Origin of the sequence: Cupriavidus taiwanensis, assembly GCF_900250075.1 — a bacterium.
GTDB classification, from domain to species: Bacteria; Pseudomonadota; Gammaproteobacteria; order Burkholderiales; family Burkholderiaceae; genus Cupriavidus; species Cupriavidus taiwanensis_C.
In genome coordinates this window covers 1314991-1328825 of sequence record NZ_LT977071.1, presented here as the reverse complement: position 1 = coordinate 1328825, position 13835 = coordinate 1314991, and the positions used below count along the sequence as shown (strand labels likewise).

Genomic DNA, 13835 nt, shown 5'->3' with positions numbered 1-13835 from the left:
CGAAGTTCAGTTCTTGCCGATCAGCACGCGGTCGAGGCCGACGATGCGGTCCAGCAGCACCATCAGCACCAGCGTGCCGACGATCAGCACCGTGGACACCGAGGCCACCAGCGGATCGATGGTCTGGGCGATCTGGTTGTACATCGCCACCGGCAGCGTGGTGGTGCCCGGCGTGGCGACGAAGACGGTCATGGTCAGCTCGTCGAAGCTCTGGATGAACGACAGCATCCAGCCGCCCACCACGCCGGGCAGGATCAGCGGCAGCACCACGCGGCGGAACGCCGTGAAGCGGCTGGCGCCGAGCGAGAGCGCGGCACGCTCGGCATCGCGGTCGAGCCCCGTGGCGGCGGCCAGCACCAGGCGCAGCGCGTAGGGCATGACCACCACCACGTGCGTCAGCGCAAGCCAGAAGAACGACCCGGTCACGCCCAGCGTGGTGAAGAAGCGCAGGAAGGCCACCCCCAGCACCACGTGCGGGATCATCAGCGGCGACAGGAAGAAGGCCATCAGCGCGCCGCGGCCGGGGAAGCGATGGCGGATCAGCGCCAGCGCGGCGGGCACCGCCAGCGCCACCGCGATGGTGGCGCTGACCAGGCCGAGCGTCAGCGACAGCCAGATCGCATCGACGATTTCGTGCGCATCCGCAATGGCGCGGAACCAGCGCAGCGAGAGCCCGTCGGTGGGCATCGAGATATAGCCCTTGCCGGTGAAGGACACCGCGACCACCACCAGCAGCGGCGCCACCATGAAGGCGATAAAGAAGGCGTGGTACAGCAGGGACAGGGGACCGTTCTTGCGCATGGCATCAGCTCCTCAGGCTTCGAAGACCGGGCGGAAGCGGCGCTCCACCAGCCGGTTGCAGCCGACGATGACGATCACGTTGGCAATCAGCAGCAGCACCGCGATGGCGGCGCCGAGCGGCCAGTTGAGCGTGTTCAGGAATTCGTCGTAGGCGGCGGTGGCCACCACCTTTAGCCGCCGCCCGCCGAGGATGGCCGGGGTGGCGAAGGCCGAGGCCGACAGCGCGAACACGATGATGCTGCCCGACAGGATGCCCGGCAGGATCTGCGGCAGGATCACGCGGCGGAACACCGTGAAGGGCGGGGCGCCGAAGGCCTGGCCGGCCTGCTCGACCTGCGGGTCCAGCTTCTGCAGCGAGGCCCATACCGAGATCACCATGAACGGCATCATCACGTGCGTCAGCGCGATGATCACGCCGGCCTGCGTAAACACCAGCTTCACCGGCGCATCGACCAGGCCCAGCCACTGCAGGGTCTCGTTGATCAGGCCGTTGTTGCCCATCAGGATGGCCCAGCCCAGCGTGCGCACCACCACCGAGATCAGCAGCGGCCCGAGGATCACGATCAGGAAGAGGCCGCGCCACGGACTGCGCATGCGCGACAGGATCAGGGTCTCGGGCACGCCGAACACCACCGCAAGCACCGTTACCGCCAGTGCCATGCCGGCCGTGCGCAGGAAGATCTCGTGGTAATAGCTGTCGCCGAGGATCTCGAGATAATTGGCCGCGGTCATCGCCGGCACCACGCCGCGGGTGCCGTCGAAGGCGTGCAGCGACAGCAGGCCCGTGAGCAGCAGCGGCACCAGCAGCATCGCGCAGAACAGCAGCAGGGCCGGGCCCGACAGCAGCCACGGGGCCGCGCCGGCAAACGGCCTGCGCGGCAGGCGTGGCGCCATCGCGTGCGCGCCTGCAAGGTTGGAAGTGGCGGTATCAGGCATGGCGCGCCTCCGTGGCGGTTTCGCTGGCCAGCACGCGCAGGTCCTGGTCGTGCCACAGCACGCTGACGGCCGCGCCTTCGGCCGGCGGCGTCTCGCCCAGGTTGGGCTGGCTCACGCGCAGCCGGCCCAGCGCGCTGTCGATCTCCAGCATCCAGTGGTTGCCGAGGAACAGCCGCGTGTGAACCGTGCCGGGGATGCCGCCGTCGCCGGACTGGCCCAGCCGGATCTTTTCGGGGCGCACGTAGACCTGCACCTCGCGCCCGACCTGGCGGCCCTCATGCGGCACGTACGCCAGCGTGTCGCCCAGGCGCACTTCGCAGCAGCGTGCGTTGCTCTTCTCGACCACGCCGGCGAGGCTGTTGGTCTTGCCCAGGAAACCCGAGGCGAAGGCCGACTGCGGCCGCTCGTAGGCCTCGAACGGCGTGGCCAGCTGGACGATGCGGCCGCCATGCATCACCGCGATGCGGTCGCTCATGGTCATGGCCTCGACCTGGTCGTGCGTGACCAGGATGGTGGTGATGCCGAGCTGGCGCTGGATCGCGCGCAGCTCGATATGCATGTCCTCGCGCAGCTTGGCATCGAGGTTGGACATGGGCTCGTCGAGCAGCAACACCTCTGGCCGGATCGCCAGCGCGCGGGCAATCGCCACGCGCTGGCGCTGGCCGCCCGACAGCTCCTTCGGATAGCGCTGGCCGAGGCCGCCCAGCCGCACCAGCTCTAGCGCCTCTTCGATCCTGCTGCCGCGCTCGGCGGCTGCCACGCCGCGCATCTCCAGGCCGAAGCCGATATTGGCGGCCACGGTCATGTGCGGAAACAGGGCGTAGCTCTGGAACACCACGCCCATGCCGCGTTTTTCGGGGCGCAGCGCGGTGATGTCGCGCCCGTCCAGCACGATGCGGCCGCGCGTGGGTTCGACGAAGCCGGCGATCATCTGCAGTGTGGTGGTCTTGCCGCAGCCGGACGGGCCGAGCAGCGACAGGAATTCGCCGCGCTCGACCTCGAGGCTCAGGTTTTCAACGGCATGGAAGCTGCCGAAGGCCTTCGCGAGGCCGCTCAGTGTGAGGAAGCTCATGGTTTTGCGGGGGCAGTCGTGGTGGCGATCGTGGGGCAGTGGGGGCGGGGTGCCGCTGGCGCGCCTGCTCAGCGCTCGACCGTGCGGTTCCAGCGGTTGGTCCACTCGGCACGCTTCTCGTTGACCACGGTCCAGTTGGTCGGCAGCAGCGCCTCGATCTGGGCCTTGCCGTACGGCACCTTGGCGGCCACCTTCGGTTCGAGCTTGACCCTGGCATTGACCGGTCCCCAGCCCTGGCTGTCGGCCAGCACGGTTTGCACCTCGGGCGTGAGCAGGTACTGGATAAAGGCCTGCGAGGCCTCGGCCACGTCGCTCTGCACCACCGGGCAGGCGGCGGTCAGCAGCGCGGGGGCGCCTTCCTTCGGATAGACGAATTCCACCGGGAAGCCGGTGTCCTTCAGGCTTTGCGCGCGGCCGCTGCCCCACACCGCCAGCGTGACGTCGCCGTTCTGGAACAACTCGGTCATCTTGCCCGGCGACGGCTCCCAGGCCAGCACGTTGGGCCCGACCTCTTTGGTCAGCGCGGCGAAGCCCGGCTCGACATTCTGGTCGCCGCCCTTGCGCAGCTTGGCGAACATGATCAGCGTCTGCAGCCCGTAGGTATTGCTGATCGGCGGGATCGCGACCTTCTGGCGGAATTTCCTGTCGGCCAGCACCTCCCACGATTCCGGTTTCGGCAGGCCTGCCTTGCGGAATGCCTCGGTGTTGTAGACCAGGCCCGTCGCCACCACGCCGATGCCGGTGGCCTTGTTGTCGCCCAGCTTCGCCAGCGGGTAGAGGTCCTTGTAGACCGGCGCATCCTTGACGGCATCGCAGAAGCCCAGCTGCAGCGCCTGGTACATCGGGCCGTCGTCGAGCAGCACCACGTCGAGTTCCTGGCGCGCCTTCTGCGCCTGCAGCTTGGCCAGCGTGTCGGTGGAATTGCCGGCGACATAGACCACCTTGACCTTATGCCGGGTCTCGAAGGCGGGGATGATCTTTTCCTTGAACACCTTTTCGGTCGAGCCGCCGTACGAACCGACGTAGAGCGTCGGCTGCTGCGCCAGCGCGGCCGAGGTGCCGCACAACGCGACCACGGCCGCGGCGAGAACTTGCTGTTTCATGCTTTCCTCCCTGTTATGCACCGTCAACTTGCCATCGATCCCCAAAACCATGCAGGGTGGTTATCGTTGCACCGCAACGAAGAACATGCGCAAACATGCGGTGTCGGGATAGATTAGGAGGATGCCCTGCGCGTGAAAAATTCTTTTTTTTGGGCCGTCAATAACATTGTGTTATAGACTCGCGGCATGAAAATCCGCCAGCTCGAGGCCTTCCGGGCCGTCATGCTTTGCCAGACCGTCACGCGCGCCGCCGAGATGCTCCACATCTCGCAGCCGGCGACGACCCGGCTGATCGCCGATCTTGAAGAGGCGCTAGGGTTTTCCCTGTTCGAGCGCATGCGCGGGCGGCTGCACCCCACCGCCGAGGCGCAGGCGCTGTTCGAGGAAGTGCAGCGCTCGCTGGTCGGCATCGACCGCATCGCGCAGACCGCGCTCGATATCCGCGACATGCAGCGCGGCTCGCTGCAGATCGCCGCCGCGCCGGCGCTGGCGCTGTCGTTCCTGCCGCGCGCGATCGCGGCGTTCATGGCCGACCACCAGCAGATCCAGATCACGATGCTGCCGCACTCGTCGCGCACGGTGGTCAACATGGTCACCGAGCAACGCTGCGACGTCGGCTTTGCCATCCTGTCGATGAACCACCCCAGCACGCACGGCGAGCGGCTGCTGTCGACCCGGATGGTGTGCGCCATCCCGGCGGGGCACCGGCTGGCCAGCCAGGAAGTCATCCGCCCGCCGGACCTCGCCGGCGAGCGCTTCGTGTCGCATCCGCGCATGCTCGACTCGCGGCTGCAGATCGATGCGCTCTTTGCCTCTTACGGTATCGAATGCAAGGTGCAGGTGGAAACGCAGGTGTCGTGGAGCATCTGCGCGTTCGTGGAAGAGGGGCTGGGGGTGGCGCTGATCGATCCGATCACGGCGCTGGAGTACAAGGGCGACGGGGTCTGCTTCCGCATGTTCGACCCCTTGCTGACCACCGACTTTTCGGTGCTGTTCTCGGCGCAGCGCGCGCCGTCGATCCTGCTCAAGGCCTTTGTCGCGCACACTCGCGCGTTTGCGCTGGCGCGGCTGGATCCCAGGTTCGTGGTGGCCTAGGACATCGTCACGGCTGGGTCCACGCCGCCGCCTGGCGCGCGCCGCCTTTGCCGCCGATCGCTTCGACCAGATAGTCGACGAACGACGCGATCCGCGCGGAGATCGCGGTATTGCGGTAATAGACCGCATGGATGGGCTGGCGCACGTCCTGGGTCTGGCGCGCCAGCACCTGCACCAGCCGGCCCGCCTCGCGATCCTGCGCGGTCATGAAGTCCGACAGGCATACGATCCCCGCGCCCTCCAGCGCCAGCTGCCTGAGCGTCTCGCCGCTCGACGACCACACCGCCGGCTCGATCCGATAGGGCTCTCCGTCCGCACCCAGGATCGGCCACACGTTCAGCGATTCGGGCTGGTTGAAGCCCAGCAGCGCATGCTTGCCGAGATCCTGCGCCTTGCGCGGGTGGCCGTGCGCGTCGAGGTAGGCCGGACTGGCCAGCATGCGCACCCGGCTGTTGCCGATCAGCCGGCTATGCAGCGTGGAGTCCTTCAGGCGGCCGATGCGGATGGCCACGTCGGTGCGCCGCTCGAGCAGGTCGATGATGCCCTCGTTGCTGTTCAGCTCCAGCTCTACCTGCGGAAAGCGCTCGCGGTAGCCGCGCACCAGCGGCACGATCACATGCAGCATGAACGGCGACGCTGCATCGACGCGCAGGCGGCCGGACGGCTTCTCGCGCCGCGCCAGCATCTGTTCTTCCGCGCTTTCGACCGAGTCGATGATGGCGCGCGCGTCGTGCAGGAAGGCCTGGCCTTCCTCGGTCAGCTCGAGGCGGCGCGTGGTCCGGCGCAGCAGCGTGGTCTTGAGCTTTTCTTCGAGGCGGGCGAGGGTGCGGCTGGTTGCCGAGACGGTGAGGTCGAGCTGCTGCGCGGCGGCCGTGATCGAGCCGCTGTTCACCACGGTGGCAAAGGCCAGCAGTTCGTCGAGCGTGATTTTCATGGGGGCGCCGGAATCAAGACAGATTGGTTTATAGACGATGCGCCAGCGCGTGGCAATCCTTGACCTCAAATCAAATATTTTTGTCCAGTAAAGGCGTTTATCTCATCAGTTCTTCGGGTCGCTCAGTCCCATTGCGGCGCCAGGCCGTCCGGTTGCCACCGTAGTGCTTTAGAGGGATATGCTGCGACCGACATAGCAGGGCAATATCGGCACGGTCCGAATGCGCCCATCCGCATCCAGGAAAGTCACCGCCCGCCAGGTCCCACCCGCGGGCGCTTTCTTTTGGGGAGCAGCAAGGCGATATGAAGGCGCGAATCATTCGCGTTTGATCGGCTGGAGCCGTCGGCGCGCGATATGGAACCCTCAAGAAAAAGGAGTGAGACAGTGCCTGCCCACCAGTCGCCAGTTCACCACCTTGCGCCGGCACACCCCAACGGCCCTCCGCTGTCGCTCGCTCCCGGCCTGGGCGCGACGCTTGAAACAGCCATCAACCATGAGCACACCGAACCGGAAAGGACTGCCCTGGCGCTCTGTGCCCGCTATTGCCGGCTCGCGGACGTGAGCCCGCCGTTCGGCGCCGAAACGCTGGCGTGGCGGGGCAGCGCCTACGTTTATGTCTTTGGCTGGGACAGCGGCGGCAGGCGCCGCCTGTTCGAGGTGTTCCGGAACCAGCAGGGCGTCCTGGAGCCGGTGCTGGCATTCCAGTACCCGGTGCCGCTGCGGAGATTGTTCCGGCATGACCTGGATCCGCTGTACAGCGATCGACGCTGAAATCCCGGGCGGAGGCTATGGCATGCGCGGTGGTCTCTGCTACGTGCCCCGATCTGGATTCTCCCCGCATTTCAAAATCCCGGCGCCTGGCGCCGCGGCCTGATTCCCGACGTCCCACGCCTGATCGAAACGCAAGGCACGCGCCATGGCGGGCTCCCGCGGGGCACTGTGTTGCCGGCGTCCGCCGTGCGGCACTTCATCGCCTGCGCAGTCCGCACATACCCCTAATTGACGGTGAAGTTTATGTGCGTAAAATTTAATTCATAACTATGAATAATGGCAGGTGCCCGCCTCGATGCCGGCACCGCGTCCGATCACCGCCATCCAGGAGACACCCCGATGCAACCTAATCCTCGCCGCCGCCTGATGCTGTGCGCCGCCGTGCTGAGCGCGATGCCCGCGCTGGCCTGGGGCGACAGCTACCCCAGCAAGCCGATCCGCATGGTGGTGCCGTTCGCCCCCGGCGGGGCCACCGACGTGGTGGCTCGGCTGATTTCGCAGAAGCTGGGCGAGGCGCTGAAGCAGTCGGTGGTGGTGGAGAACCGCCCCGGCGCCAACGGCATCATCGGCACCGACGCGGTGGCGCGCGCGGCGCCAGACGGCTATACGCTGCTGCTCAATACCGCCGGCGCGCAGACCCTCAGCCCGGTGTTGTACAAGGCCGGCTATGAGCCGCTGAAAAGCTTTGCGCCGATCTCGCAGATCAGCAATATCGGCTTCGTGATGGTGGTGCATCCCTCGGTGCCGGCCAGGACCGTGCAGGAATTCGTCGCGCTGGCCAAGGCAAAGTCCCGGCCGCTGAGCCTGTCGGCCGGCAGCAGCATGATCGAGCTGATCGGCGCCACCTTCAAGAGCGCCGCGGGCACGCCCGACGTGGTCAGCGTGTCGTACCGCGGCACCGGCCCGCAGATGCAGGCGGTGGTCTCGGGCGAGGTCGACATGACCATCGACCCGTTCAACGGCATGGCAATGATCAAGGCCGGCAAGCTGCGCCCGCTGGCGGTGTTCGCGTCCAAGCGCTCGCCCGCGCTGCCCGATGTCCCGACCATGCAGGAGGCCGGTTTCGACGGCATGGCGTTCAATTCGTGGGCCGGCCTGCTGGCGCCGGCCGGCACGCCCAAGGAGATCGTCACGCGGCTGAACCAGGAGATGAACCGCATCCTGGCGCAGCCCGAGATCCGGCAACGGCTGGCCGCGATCGACTACGAGGTGGTGGGCGGCACCCCGGAACAGTTCGCCGCCACCATCGCCGAGGACGCGGCAAGATGGGCGAAGATCGTCAGGGAAACGAACTACAAGGCGGGTTCCTGAGCCTTCGCGACGCCGCCTGGCGCACCAGCCAGTTGCGGAACGCGCGCGCCGCGGCCGGTTCCATCCGGTCACTGTGGTGCATCGCCCCAAAATCCGGGGCACTGACTTTCGCGATCAATGGCGCACCGAATCCCAGCTGCGCCTTATGTCTCGCCAGGCGGTAGCAGCCTGACGTAACCGGCCACCTCTTGGGGACGCCGCTGCCGGTCTGGTGCCGGTAGCGGTTCTTGAAGCCGATCCGCTTCTTGCCGGCCATGACTTCCTTGGCTTCGATAATGGTGCGATCGCTTCAGCGCCCCTTGAACACCGGATGCCGAGCGCACACCGACAGCACGATGCGCTCGGACTGCGTCAGGTAGTCGTTCAGCGCGACCGCGCACTCGGCCAGCTTGCCTGCCTCGAACAGCTCCAGGATGTGCTGGTTCATCTCGACGTAAGGGCCGTGCAGGAATTCCGGGTCGTGCAGCATGCCGAACGCCAGGCGCAGTTCCGCGAGCAGGTGGGAGAACATCACGTTCAGGCGCTCGCTGTCGGCCAGCTCCACGATCGCCATGTGGAATTCCATGTTGGCGGTGCCCGCGCCCTGCCAGTCGCCGCTGTCGCGGCAGCGCAGACCGGCCTCCACCGCCTGGCGCAGATGCTTGCGGGCCGGATGGCTGGGGTAGGCCTGGGCGATGGCCTGGCATTCGATCATCCGGCGCACCCGATATATATCGATGATCGACGCAATGCTCGGAATCGCCACCGACACGCCGCGGTTGGGCTCGTGCTTCAGCAGGCCTTCCTTGGTCAGCACGCGGAATGTCTCGCGTAGCGTATTGCGGGATATCTGCAGGCTTTCGCTCAGCGCCGCTTCCGACAGGCGCTGCCCCGGCTCGAATTCGCCATGCACGATGCGCTGGCGGATCTGTTCTGTGACCCGTTCGGCCAGATTCTTGACGTCAGGTGTTGAGGACATGGTGACTGGATCGGGCGCCGGCTCATTCCGGTGCGCACGTGACCGGATGTTAACGCACTTTGTTCAACAATTTGCACGGAATTGGTGCGGGCGATGGCCCATGCGGTGCCTTAGGTGTATACCATGATCGATCAACGCCATAGATTGTTCAACAATACTAGCGTGTTGGTTGAGTGATACGTGCCGATAGGTCAACATGGCATGCGATTTGCTAAACAACGCCGATGAAACGAAGTCGTCGCCAAGTCAGTGCGGCGAGCTTTTCCCACGCTTTGTCCTTGTCCTAGTGAGCGCAACCATGTGGCTTAAAGAAACTACCGCAGAGGAGCGCAAGACGCTCTTTGCCGCCTTCGTCGGCTATGGCGTCGATGCCTTCGACTACATGATCTACACCTTCATGATCCCCACATTCATTCTCGTGTGGGGCATGACCAAGGCCGAGGCCGGCTATATCGCGACCGGCGCGCTGATCAGCTCGGCCGTCGGCGGCTGGCTGGCCGGCATCCTGGCGGACAAGTACGGCCGCGTGCGGATCCTGCAGCTGACCGTGCTCTGGTTCAGCTTATTCACCTTCCTGAGCGGCTTCACCAATTCTCCCGAGCAGCTGTTCGTCACGCGCATGCTGCAGGGCCTGGGCTTCGGCGGCGAATGGTCGGTCGGCTCGGTGCTGATCGCCGAGATGATCCGCGCCCGCCACCGCGGCAAGGCCGTGGGCCTGGTGCAGAGCAGCTGGGCAGTCGGCTGGGGGCTGTCGGCGGTCGCCTTCTGGGCGGTCTATGCCTTGGTCGAGCAGCAATACGCCTGGCGCGTGCTGTTCTGGATCGGCGTGCTGCCCGCGATCTTCATCCTCTACATCCGCCGCAATATCAGCGAGCCCAAGGTGTATCGCGAAACCCAGGCAAAGCTGGCCCGCACCGGCGAAAGCAACAACTTCATGCTGATCTTCAAGCCCGGCGTGCTGCGCGTTACCGTTCTGGCCAGCTTGCTCGCGACCGGCATGCAGGGTGCCTACTATTCGGTAACCACCTGGCTGCCCACCTACCTGAAGATGGAGCGCAACCTGTCCGTCCTCAACACCAGCGGCTACCTGATGGTGCTGATCGCCGGCTCGTTCGCTGGCTACCTGACCAGCGCCTGGCTGTCCGACCACCTGGGTCGCCGCCGCTGCTTCATGCTGTTCGCCGTGAGCGCGGCCATCCTGGTGGTCTGCTACACGCAGCTGCCCATCACCGACGCGGCGATGCTGTTGCTGGGCTTCCCGTTCGGCTTCTTCCTGTCGGGCATCTTCTCGGGCATGGGGGCTTACCTGACCGAGCTGTATCCCAGCCATATCCGCGGCTCGGGGCAGGGCTTCTGCTACAACTTCGGCCGCGCGGTCGGTTCGATCTGCCCGGCCCTGATCGGGCACCTGAGCGCAAAGATGTCGCTGGGCGTGGCGATCGGCTACATGGCCGCCGGCGCCTACGCACTGGTGGTGGTCGCGTGCCTGATGCTGCCGGAGACCCGTGGCCGCGAACTGCTGGGCGAGGCCGAGGCCGCGCACTGAAGCACCGCAGCACTGAAGTCCTGAAGCACCGAATCACCTATGCAAATCGATCTGAACAGCGACCTCGGCGAGAGCTTCGGCGCCTGGAGCATGGGCAACGATGCCGCCATGCTGGATATCGTCAGCAGCGCCAATGTGGCCTGCGGCTTCCATGCCGGCGATCCGGCAGGCATCCTGCAGACGCTGAAGGCCGCAGCGGAGCGCGGCGTGTCCGTGGGCGCGCACGTCTCGTATCCCGACCTGCAGGGCTTCGGCCGCCGCAACATGGACGTGGCCAGCGCCGACCTGGTGGCCGACGTGATCTACCAGATCAGCGCGCTGTCGGGCATGGCCGCCACCGTCGGCACCGCGGTGCGCTACGTCAAGCCGCACGGCGCGCTCTACAACACCATTGCCAGCGACGAACGCCAGGCGCGAGACGTGATCGCCGCGATCCGCGCGGTGAACCAGGAGCTGGCGCTGGTAGCGCTGGCCGGCTCGCCGCTGGTGGCCTGGGCGCGCGAGGCCGGCCTGCGTGTCATCGCCGAAGCGTTCGCCGACCGTGCCTACACGCCGCAGGGCACGCTGGTGTCGCGCCGCGAGAAGGGCGCGGTGCTGCACGACGCCGCCGACGTGGCCCAGCGCATGCTGCGCCTGGCGCGCGAAGGCACGGTGCTTGCCATCGACGGCAGCGTGGCGCGCGTGGAAGCGCAATCGATCTGTGTGCATGGCGACAGCGACGGCGCGCTCGAGATGGCGCGCGCGGTGCGCGCCGCGCTGGAGCGCGACGGCATCGCGATCCGCGCGTTTGCGTGAGCCCGCGACCCTGAACACACTGGAGAAATACCCATGCAAGCATCCGCACTGGAACGCGCCCGCATCGCCTCGGTGAACGCCGCGCGCGACGCGCGCGCAAGCTATCGCGCCGGCACCGTGCAGCCCACCGCCGGCGTCGCGCCAGGCATGACACAGGCCAACATGATCGCCTTGCCGCGCGACTGGGCCTGGGATTTCCTGCTGTACGCGCAGCGCAATCCCAAGGCCTGTCCCGTGCTCGATGTGATCGAGGCGGGCGCGCACCAGACCCAGCTGGCCGAAGGCGCCGACGTGCGCACCGACATCCCGCTGTACCGCGTCTGGCGCGACGGCAATCTGGCGGAAGAGGTGGCCGACGCCACGCCGCTGTGGGCCGAGCATCCGGACTTGGTCACCTTCCTGATCGGCTGTAGCTTTACCTTCGAGACGCCGCTGCAAGAGGCCGGCATCGAGGTGCGCCATATCGCCGACGGCTCCAACGTGCCGATGTACCGCACCAGCCGCCAGTGCCGGCCTGCCGGGCGCCTGCATGGCGAGCTGGTGGTGTCGATGCGGCCCATCCCCGCGCACCGCGTTGCCGATGCCGTTTCCATCAGCGGGCGTTTCCCCTCGGTGCATGGCGCGCCGGTGCACGTGGGCTGCCCGGCCGCGCTGGGCATCGCCGATATCGGCAAGCCCGACTTCGGCGACGCCGTGCGCATCGAGCCGGGCGAGATCCCCGTGTTCTGGGCCTGCGGCGTGACGCCCCAGGCGGCCGTGATGGCGTCCGGCGTGCCGTTCGCCGTGACCCACGCGCCGGGCCATATGTTCATCACCGACGTGCCGGACAGCACGTACCACGTCTGAGACCCCGGGTCTTCTGCGGAGCTAGTCTTGCGTTTCCTGCCCGTCACCTCGAATGCCCTGTTGGTAGAGCTGCCCGATCTCGACCAGACCCTGGCCCTGCTGGCCTCCCTGCAGCGCGATCCGCTGCCTGGCGTGGCCGAGCTGGTGCCCGCCGCGCGCACCATTCTCGTTCACTTCCGCCCGTGGGCGACCAGCGCCGCCGTGCTGGTGCGCGCCATCGCCGTGCGTGACCTGTCGCAACGCGTCGAGCGCAGCGACGTGCTGGTGGAGATCCCGGTGCGCTATGACGGCGAGGACCTGGCCGAGGTCGCGCAACTGCTCGGCATCACGCCGGAGGAAGTGGTGCGCCGCCACACCGGCAGAGAATACACCGTGGCCTTTACCGGGTTTGCTCCGGGCTTTGCCTACCTCAGCGGCGGCCATCCCAGCTTTGACGTGCCGCGCCGCAGTACGCCGCGTACGCGCATCCCCGCCGGCGCCGTCGGCCTGGCGGGCACCTTCAGCGGCGTGTATCCGCAGGCCAGCCCTGGCGGCTGGCAGATCATCGGCGTGACGCCGGTGCCGATGTGGGACCTGGATCGCGACCAGCCAGCGCTGCTGCAGCCCGGCTATCGCGTGCGCTTTGTCGATATCGCAACGCTCAATGGCGGGGCGCATCCCCCCGGCAGCATTGCCGCGACGCCGGTGCGCCAGCCCGTGCAGTCCCTGCAGTCCCTGCAGTCCCTGCAGTCCCTGCAGTCTGATAGCGCGCCTGCAGCCGCGGCGCTGAAGGTGAAGGGCACCGGCCTGCAGACCCTGTTCCAGGACCTGGGCCGGCACGGCCAGGCGAGACAGGGCGTCTCGGCCTCGGGCGCGATGGACCAGGCGGCGCTCAAGGCGGCCAACCGGCTGGTGGGCAACCGCAGCGATGCCGCGGCGCTCGAGACCATCGGCGCCGGCCTGCAGCTGCAGAGCGTGGGCGAGAGCGTGCTGGCCGTCACCGGCGCGGATGCGCCGCTGACGGTGTGCACGGCCGATGGCCGTCAATGGGACGTCCCGAACCACCAGGCCGTGGCGCTTGCCGATGGCGACACGCTGTCCGTCGGCCAGCCGCTGGCCGGGGCGCGCTGCTACGTCGCGGCGCGCGGCGGTTTTGCGGTCACGCCGGTGCTGGGCAGCTGTGCCGCCGACACGCTGGCCAAGGTCGGCCCGGCGCCGCTGGCGGTTGGGGATGTGATCAACCTGCGGCAGGCTCCGGCTGGTGCCATCGTTGGCGCCCCCGAAACGCCCGCCGAAAACCTGCCCACGGTGGAGCAGGAAGTCGTGCTCGACGTGGTGCTCGGCCCTCGCACCGACTGGTTCACCGCCGAGTCCGTACAACGGCTTGCCGCGCAGCGCTGGCAGGTCACGCCGCAATCCAACCGCGTGGGCCTGCGCCTGGCCGGCGAAGTGGCGCTGGAGCGCGCCATCGCGGGCGAATTGCCCAGCGAAGGCACAGCGCTCGGGGCGCTGCAGGTGCCGCCTAGCGGCCAGCCCGTCCTGTTCCTGGCCGACCATCCGCTCACCGGCGGCTATCCCGTGATCGGCTCCGTGGCGCCTTATCACCTCGACCGCGCCGGACAAATCCCCGTCGGTGCCTGGCTGCGCTTCCATCCCGTCGGCGCCTTCGAAGAACTGCAACCGTAACT

At 67.2% G+C, this 13835-nt stretch carries 14 protein-coding genes; 7 read left to right on the top strand and 7 right to left on the bottom strand.

The window, feature by feature from the left end:
- Positions 1-6: 6 nt before the first annotated feature.
- From CBM2588_RS22350 to CBM2588_RS22335, 4 genes are all read right to left on the bottom strand, one after another.
- Positions 7-801: an ABC transporter permease gene (locus CBM2588_RS22350; RefSeq protein ID WP_115682536.1), complete on the bottom strand. Its 795-nt coding sequence runs from the start codon at positions 799-801 to the stop codon at positions 7-9.
- Positions 802-813: 12 nt separating this feature from the next.
- Positions 814-1695 carry an ABC transporter permease gene (locus CBM2588_RS22345; protein WP_172583706.1) on the bottom strand — a complete coding sequence of 294 codons (882 nt, stop codon included), beginning with the start codon at positions 1693-1695 and terminating at the stop codon, positions 814-816.
- A gap of 34 nt (positions 1696-1729) precedes the next feature.
- Entirely contained in the window at positions 1730-2809 is a 1080-nt protein-coding gene (locus CBM2588_RS22340) for an ABC transporter ATP-binding protein (RefSeq protein ID WP_115682534.1), read from the bottom strand.
- A 68-nt stretch (positions 2810-2877) separates the two neighbouring features.
- Entirely contained in the window at positions 2878-3912 is a 1035-nt protein-coding gene (locus tag CBM2588_RS22335; RefSeq protein WP_115682533.1) for an ABC transporter substrate-binding protein, read from the bottom strand.
- Between the two features lie 186 nt (positions 3913-4098).
- Here CBM2588_RS22335 and CBM2588_RS22330 point away from each other — a divergent pair, with 186 nt between their 5' ends.
- Entirely contained in the window at positions 4099-5007 is a 909-nt protein-coding gene (locus CBM2588_RS22330) for a LysR substrate-binding domain-containing protein (protein ID WP_115682532.1), read from the top strand.
- A gap of 7 nt (positions 5008-5014) precedes the next feature.
- Here the strand turns inward: CBM2588_RS22330 and CBM2588_RS22325 are convergent, their stop codons facing one another.
- Positions 5015-5941, bottom strand: a complete 927-nt coding sequence (locus tag CBM2588_RS22325) for a LysR family transcriptional regulator (RefSeq protein ID WP_115682531.1) — start codon at positions 5939-5941, stop codon at positions 5015-5017.
- A 384-nt stretch (positions 5942-6325) separates the two neighbouring features.
- Between CBM2588_RS22325 and CBM2588_RS22320 the strand changes: the two genes are divergently transcribed.
- Together CBM2588_RS22320 and CBM2588_RS22315 are read left to right on the top strand one after the other, a co-directional pair.
- Positions 6326-6712 carry a hypothetical protein gene (locus tag CBM2588_RS22320; protein WP_147298424.1) on the top strand — a complete coding sequence of 129 codons (387 nt, stop codon included), beginning with the start codon at positions 6326-6328 and terminating at the stop codon, positions 6710-6712.
- A gap of 339 nt (positions 6713-7051) precedes the next feature.
- On the top strand, positions 7052-8023 hold the full coding sequence (locus CBM2588_RS22315) for a Bug family tripartite tricarboxylate transporter substrate binding protein (RefSeq protein ID WP_115682529.1): 972 nt from the start codon (positions 7052-7054) through the stop codon (positions 8021-8023).
- On the opposite strand, the gene CBM2588_RS31105 is transcribed toward CBM2588_RS22315, so the two are convergent.
- Together CBM2588_RS31105 and CBM2588_RS22305 are read right to left on the bottom strand one after the other, a co-directional pair.
- On the bottom strand, positions 7992-8279 hold the full coding sequence (locus CBM2588_RS31105) for a hypothetical protein (RefSeq protein WP_231942241.1): 288 nt from the start codon (positions 8277-8279) through the stop codon (positions 7992-7994). The two genes, CBM2588_RS22315 and CBM2588_RS31105, sit on opposite strands and share 32 nt — an antisense overlap.
- Before the next feature lie 33 nt (positions 8280-8312).
- Positions 8313-8981: a GntR family transcriptional regulator gene (locus CBM2588_RS22305; RefSeq protein ID WP_115682528.1), complete on the bottom strand. Its 669-nt coding sequence runs from the start codon at positions 8979-8981 to the stop codon at positions 8313-8315.
- A gap of 298 nt (positions 8982-9279) precedes the next feature.
- On the opposite strand from CBM2588_RS22305, the gene CBM2588_RS22300 reads away from it, so the two are divergent.
- Genes CBM2588_RS22300 through pxpB form a run of 4 tightly spaced genes read left to right on the top strand, consistent with a single transcriptional unit; the run spans position 9280 to position 13833 of the window.
- Complete coding sequence (locus CBM2588_RS22300) at positions 9280-10527, top strand: MFS transporter (protein WP_115682527.1); 1248 nt, start codon at positions 9280-9282, stop codon at positions 10525-10527.
- A gap of 39 nt (positions 10528-10566) precedes the next feature.
- Positions 10567-11322, top strand: a complete 756-nt coding sequence (locus tag CBM2588_RS22295) for a LamB/YcsF family protein (RefSeq protein ID WP_115682526.1) — start codon at positions 10567-10569, stop codon at positions 11320-11322.
- Positions 11323-11355: 33 nt separating this feature from the next.
- Positions 11356-12168, top strand: a complete 813-nt coding sequence (locus CBM2588_RS22290) for a putative hydro-lyase (RefSeq protein ID WP_115682525.1) — start codon at positions 11356-11358, stop codon at positions 12166-12168.
- 27 nt (positions 12169-12195) lie between these two features.
- Positions 12196-13833 carry a 5-oxoprolinase subunit PxpB gene (gene pxpB / locus CBM2588_RS22285; protein ID WP_115682524.1) on the top strand — a complete coding sequence of 546 codons (1638 nt, stop codon included), beginning with the start codon at positions 12196-12198 and terminating at the stop codon, positions 13831-13833.
- Positions 13834-13835: the final 2 nt, after the last annotated feature.

What these genes read in the sequence shown, in the direction of transcription:
- CBM2588_RS22350 (WP_115682536.1), bottom strand. Translation starts at nt 801, where the DNA reads ATGCGCAAGAACGGTCCCCTGTCCCTGCTGTACCACGCCTTCTTTATC.
- CBM2588_RS22345 (WP_172583706.1), bottom strand. Translation starts at nt 1,695, where the DNA reads ATGGCGCCACGCCTGCCGCGCAGGCCGTTTGCCGGCGCGGCCCCGTGG.
- CBM2588_RS22340 (WP_115682534.1), bottom strand. Translation starts at nt 2,809, where the DNA reads ATGAGCTTCCTCACACTGAGCGGCCTCGCGAAGGCCTTCGGCAGCTTC.
- CBM2588_RS22335 (WP_115682533.1), bottom strand. Translation starts at nt 3,912, where the DNA reads ATGAAACAGCAAGTTCTCGCCGCGGCCGTGGTCGCGTTGTGCGGCACC.
- CBM2588_RS22330 (WP_115682532.1), top strand. Translation starts at nt 4,099, where the DNA reads ATGAAAATCCGCCAGCTCGAGGCCTTCCGGGCCGTCATGCTTTGCCAG.
- CBM2588_RS22325 (WP_115682531.1), bottom strand. Translation starts at nt 5,941, where the DNA reads ATGAAAATCACGCTCGACGAACTGCTGGCCTTTGCCACCGTGGTGAAC.
- CBM2588_RS22315 (WP_115682529.1), top strand. Translation starts at nt 7,052, where the DNA reads ATGCAACCTAATCCTCGCCGCCGCCTGATGCTGTGCGCCGCCGTGCTG.
- CBM2588_RS31105 (WP_231942241.1), bottom strand. Translation starts at nt 8,279, where the DNA reads ATGGCCGGCAAGAAGCGGATCGGCTTCAAGAACCGCTACCGGCACCAG.
- CBM2588_RS22305 (WP_115682528.1), bottom strand. Translation starts at nt 8,981, where the DNA reads ATGTCCTCAACACCTGACGTCAAGAATCTGGCCGAACGGGTCACAGAA.
- CBM2588_RS22300 (WP_115682527.1), top strand. Translation starts at nt 9,280, where the DNA reads ATGTGGCTTAAAGAAACTACCGCAGAGGAGCGCAAGACGCTCTTTGCC.
- CBM2588_RS22295 (WP_115682526.1), top strand. Translation starts at nt 10,567, where the DNA reads ATGCAAATCGATCTGAACAGCGACCTCGGCGAGAGCTTCGGCGCCTGG.
- CBM2588_RS22290 (WP_115682525.1), top strand. Translation starts at nt 11,356, where the DNA reads ATGCAAGCATCCGCACTGGAACGCGCCCGCATCGCCTCGGTGAACGCC.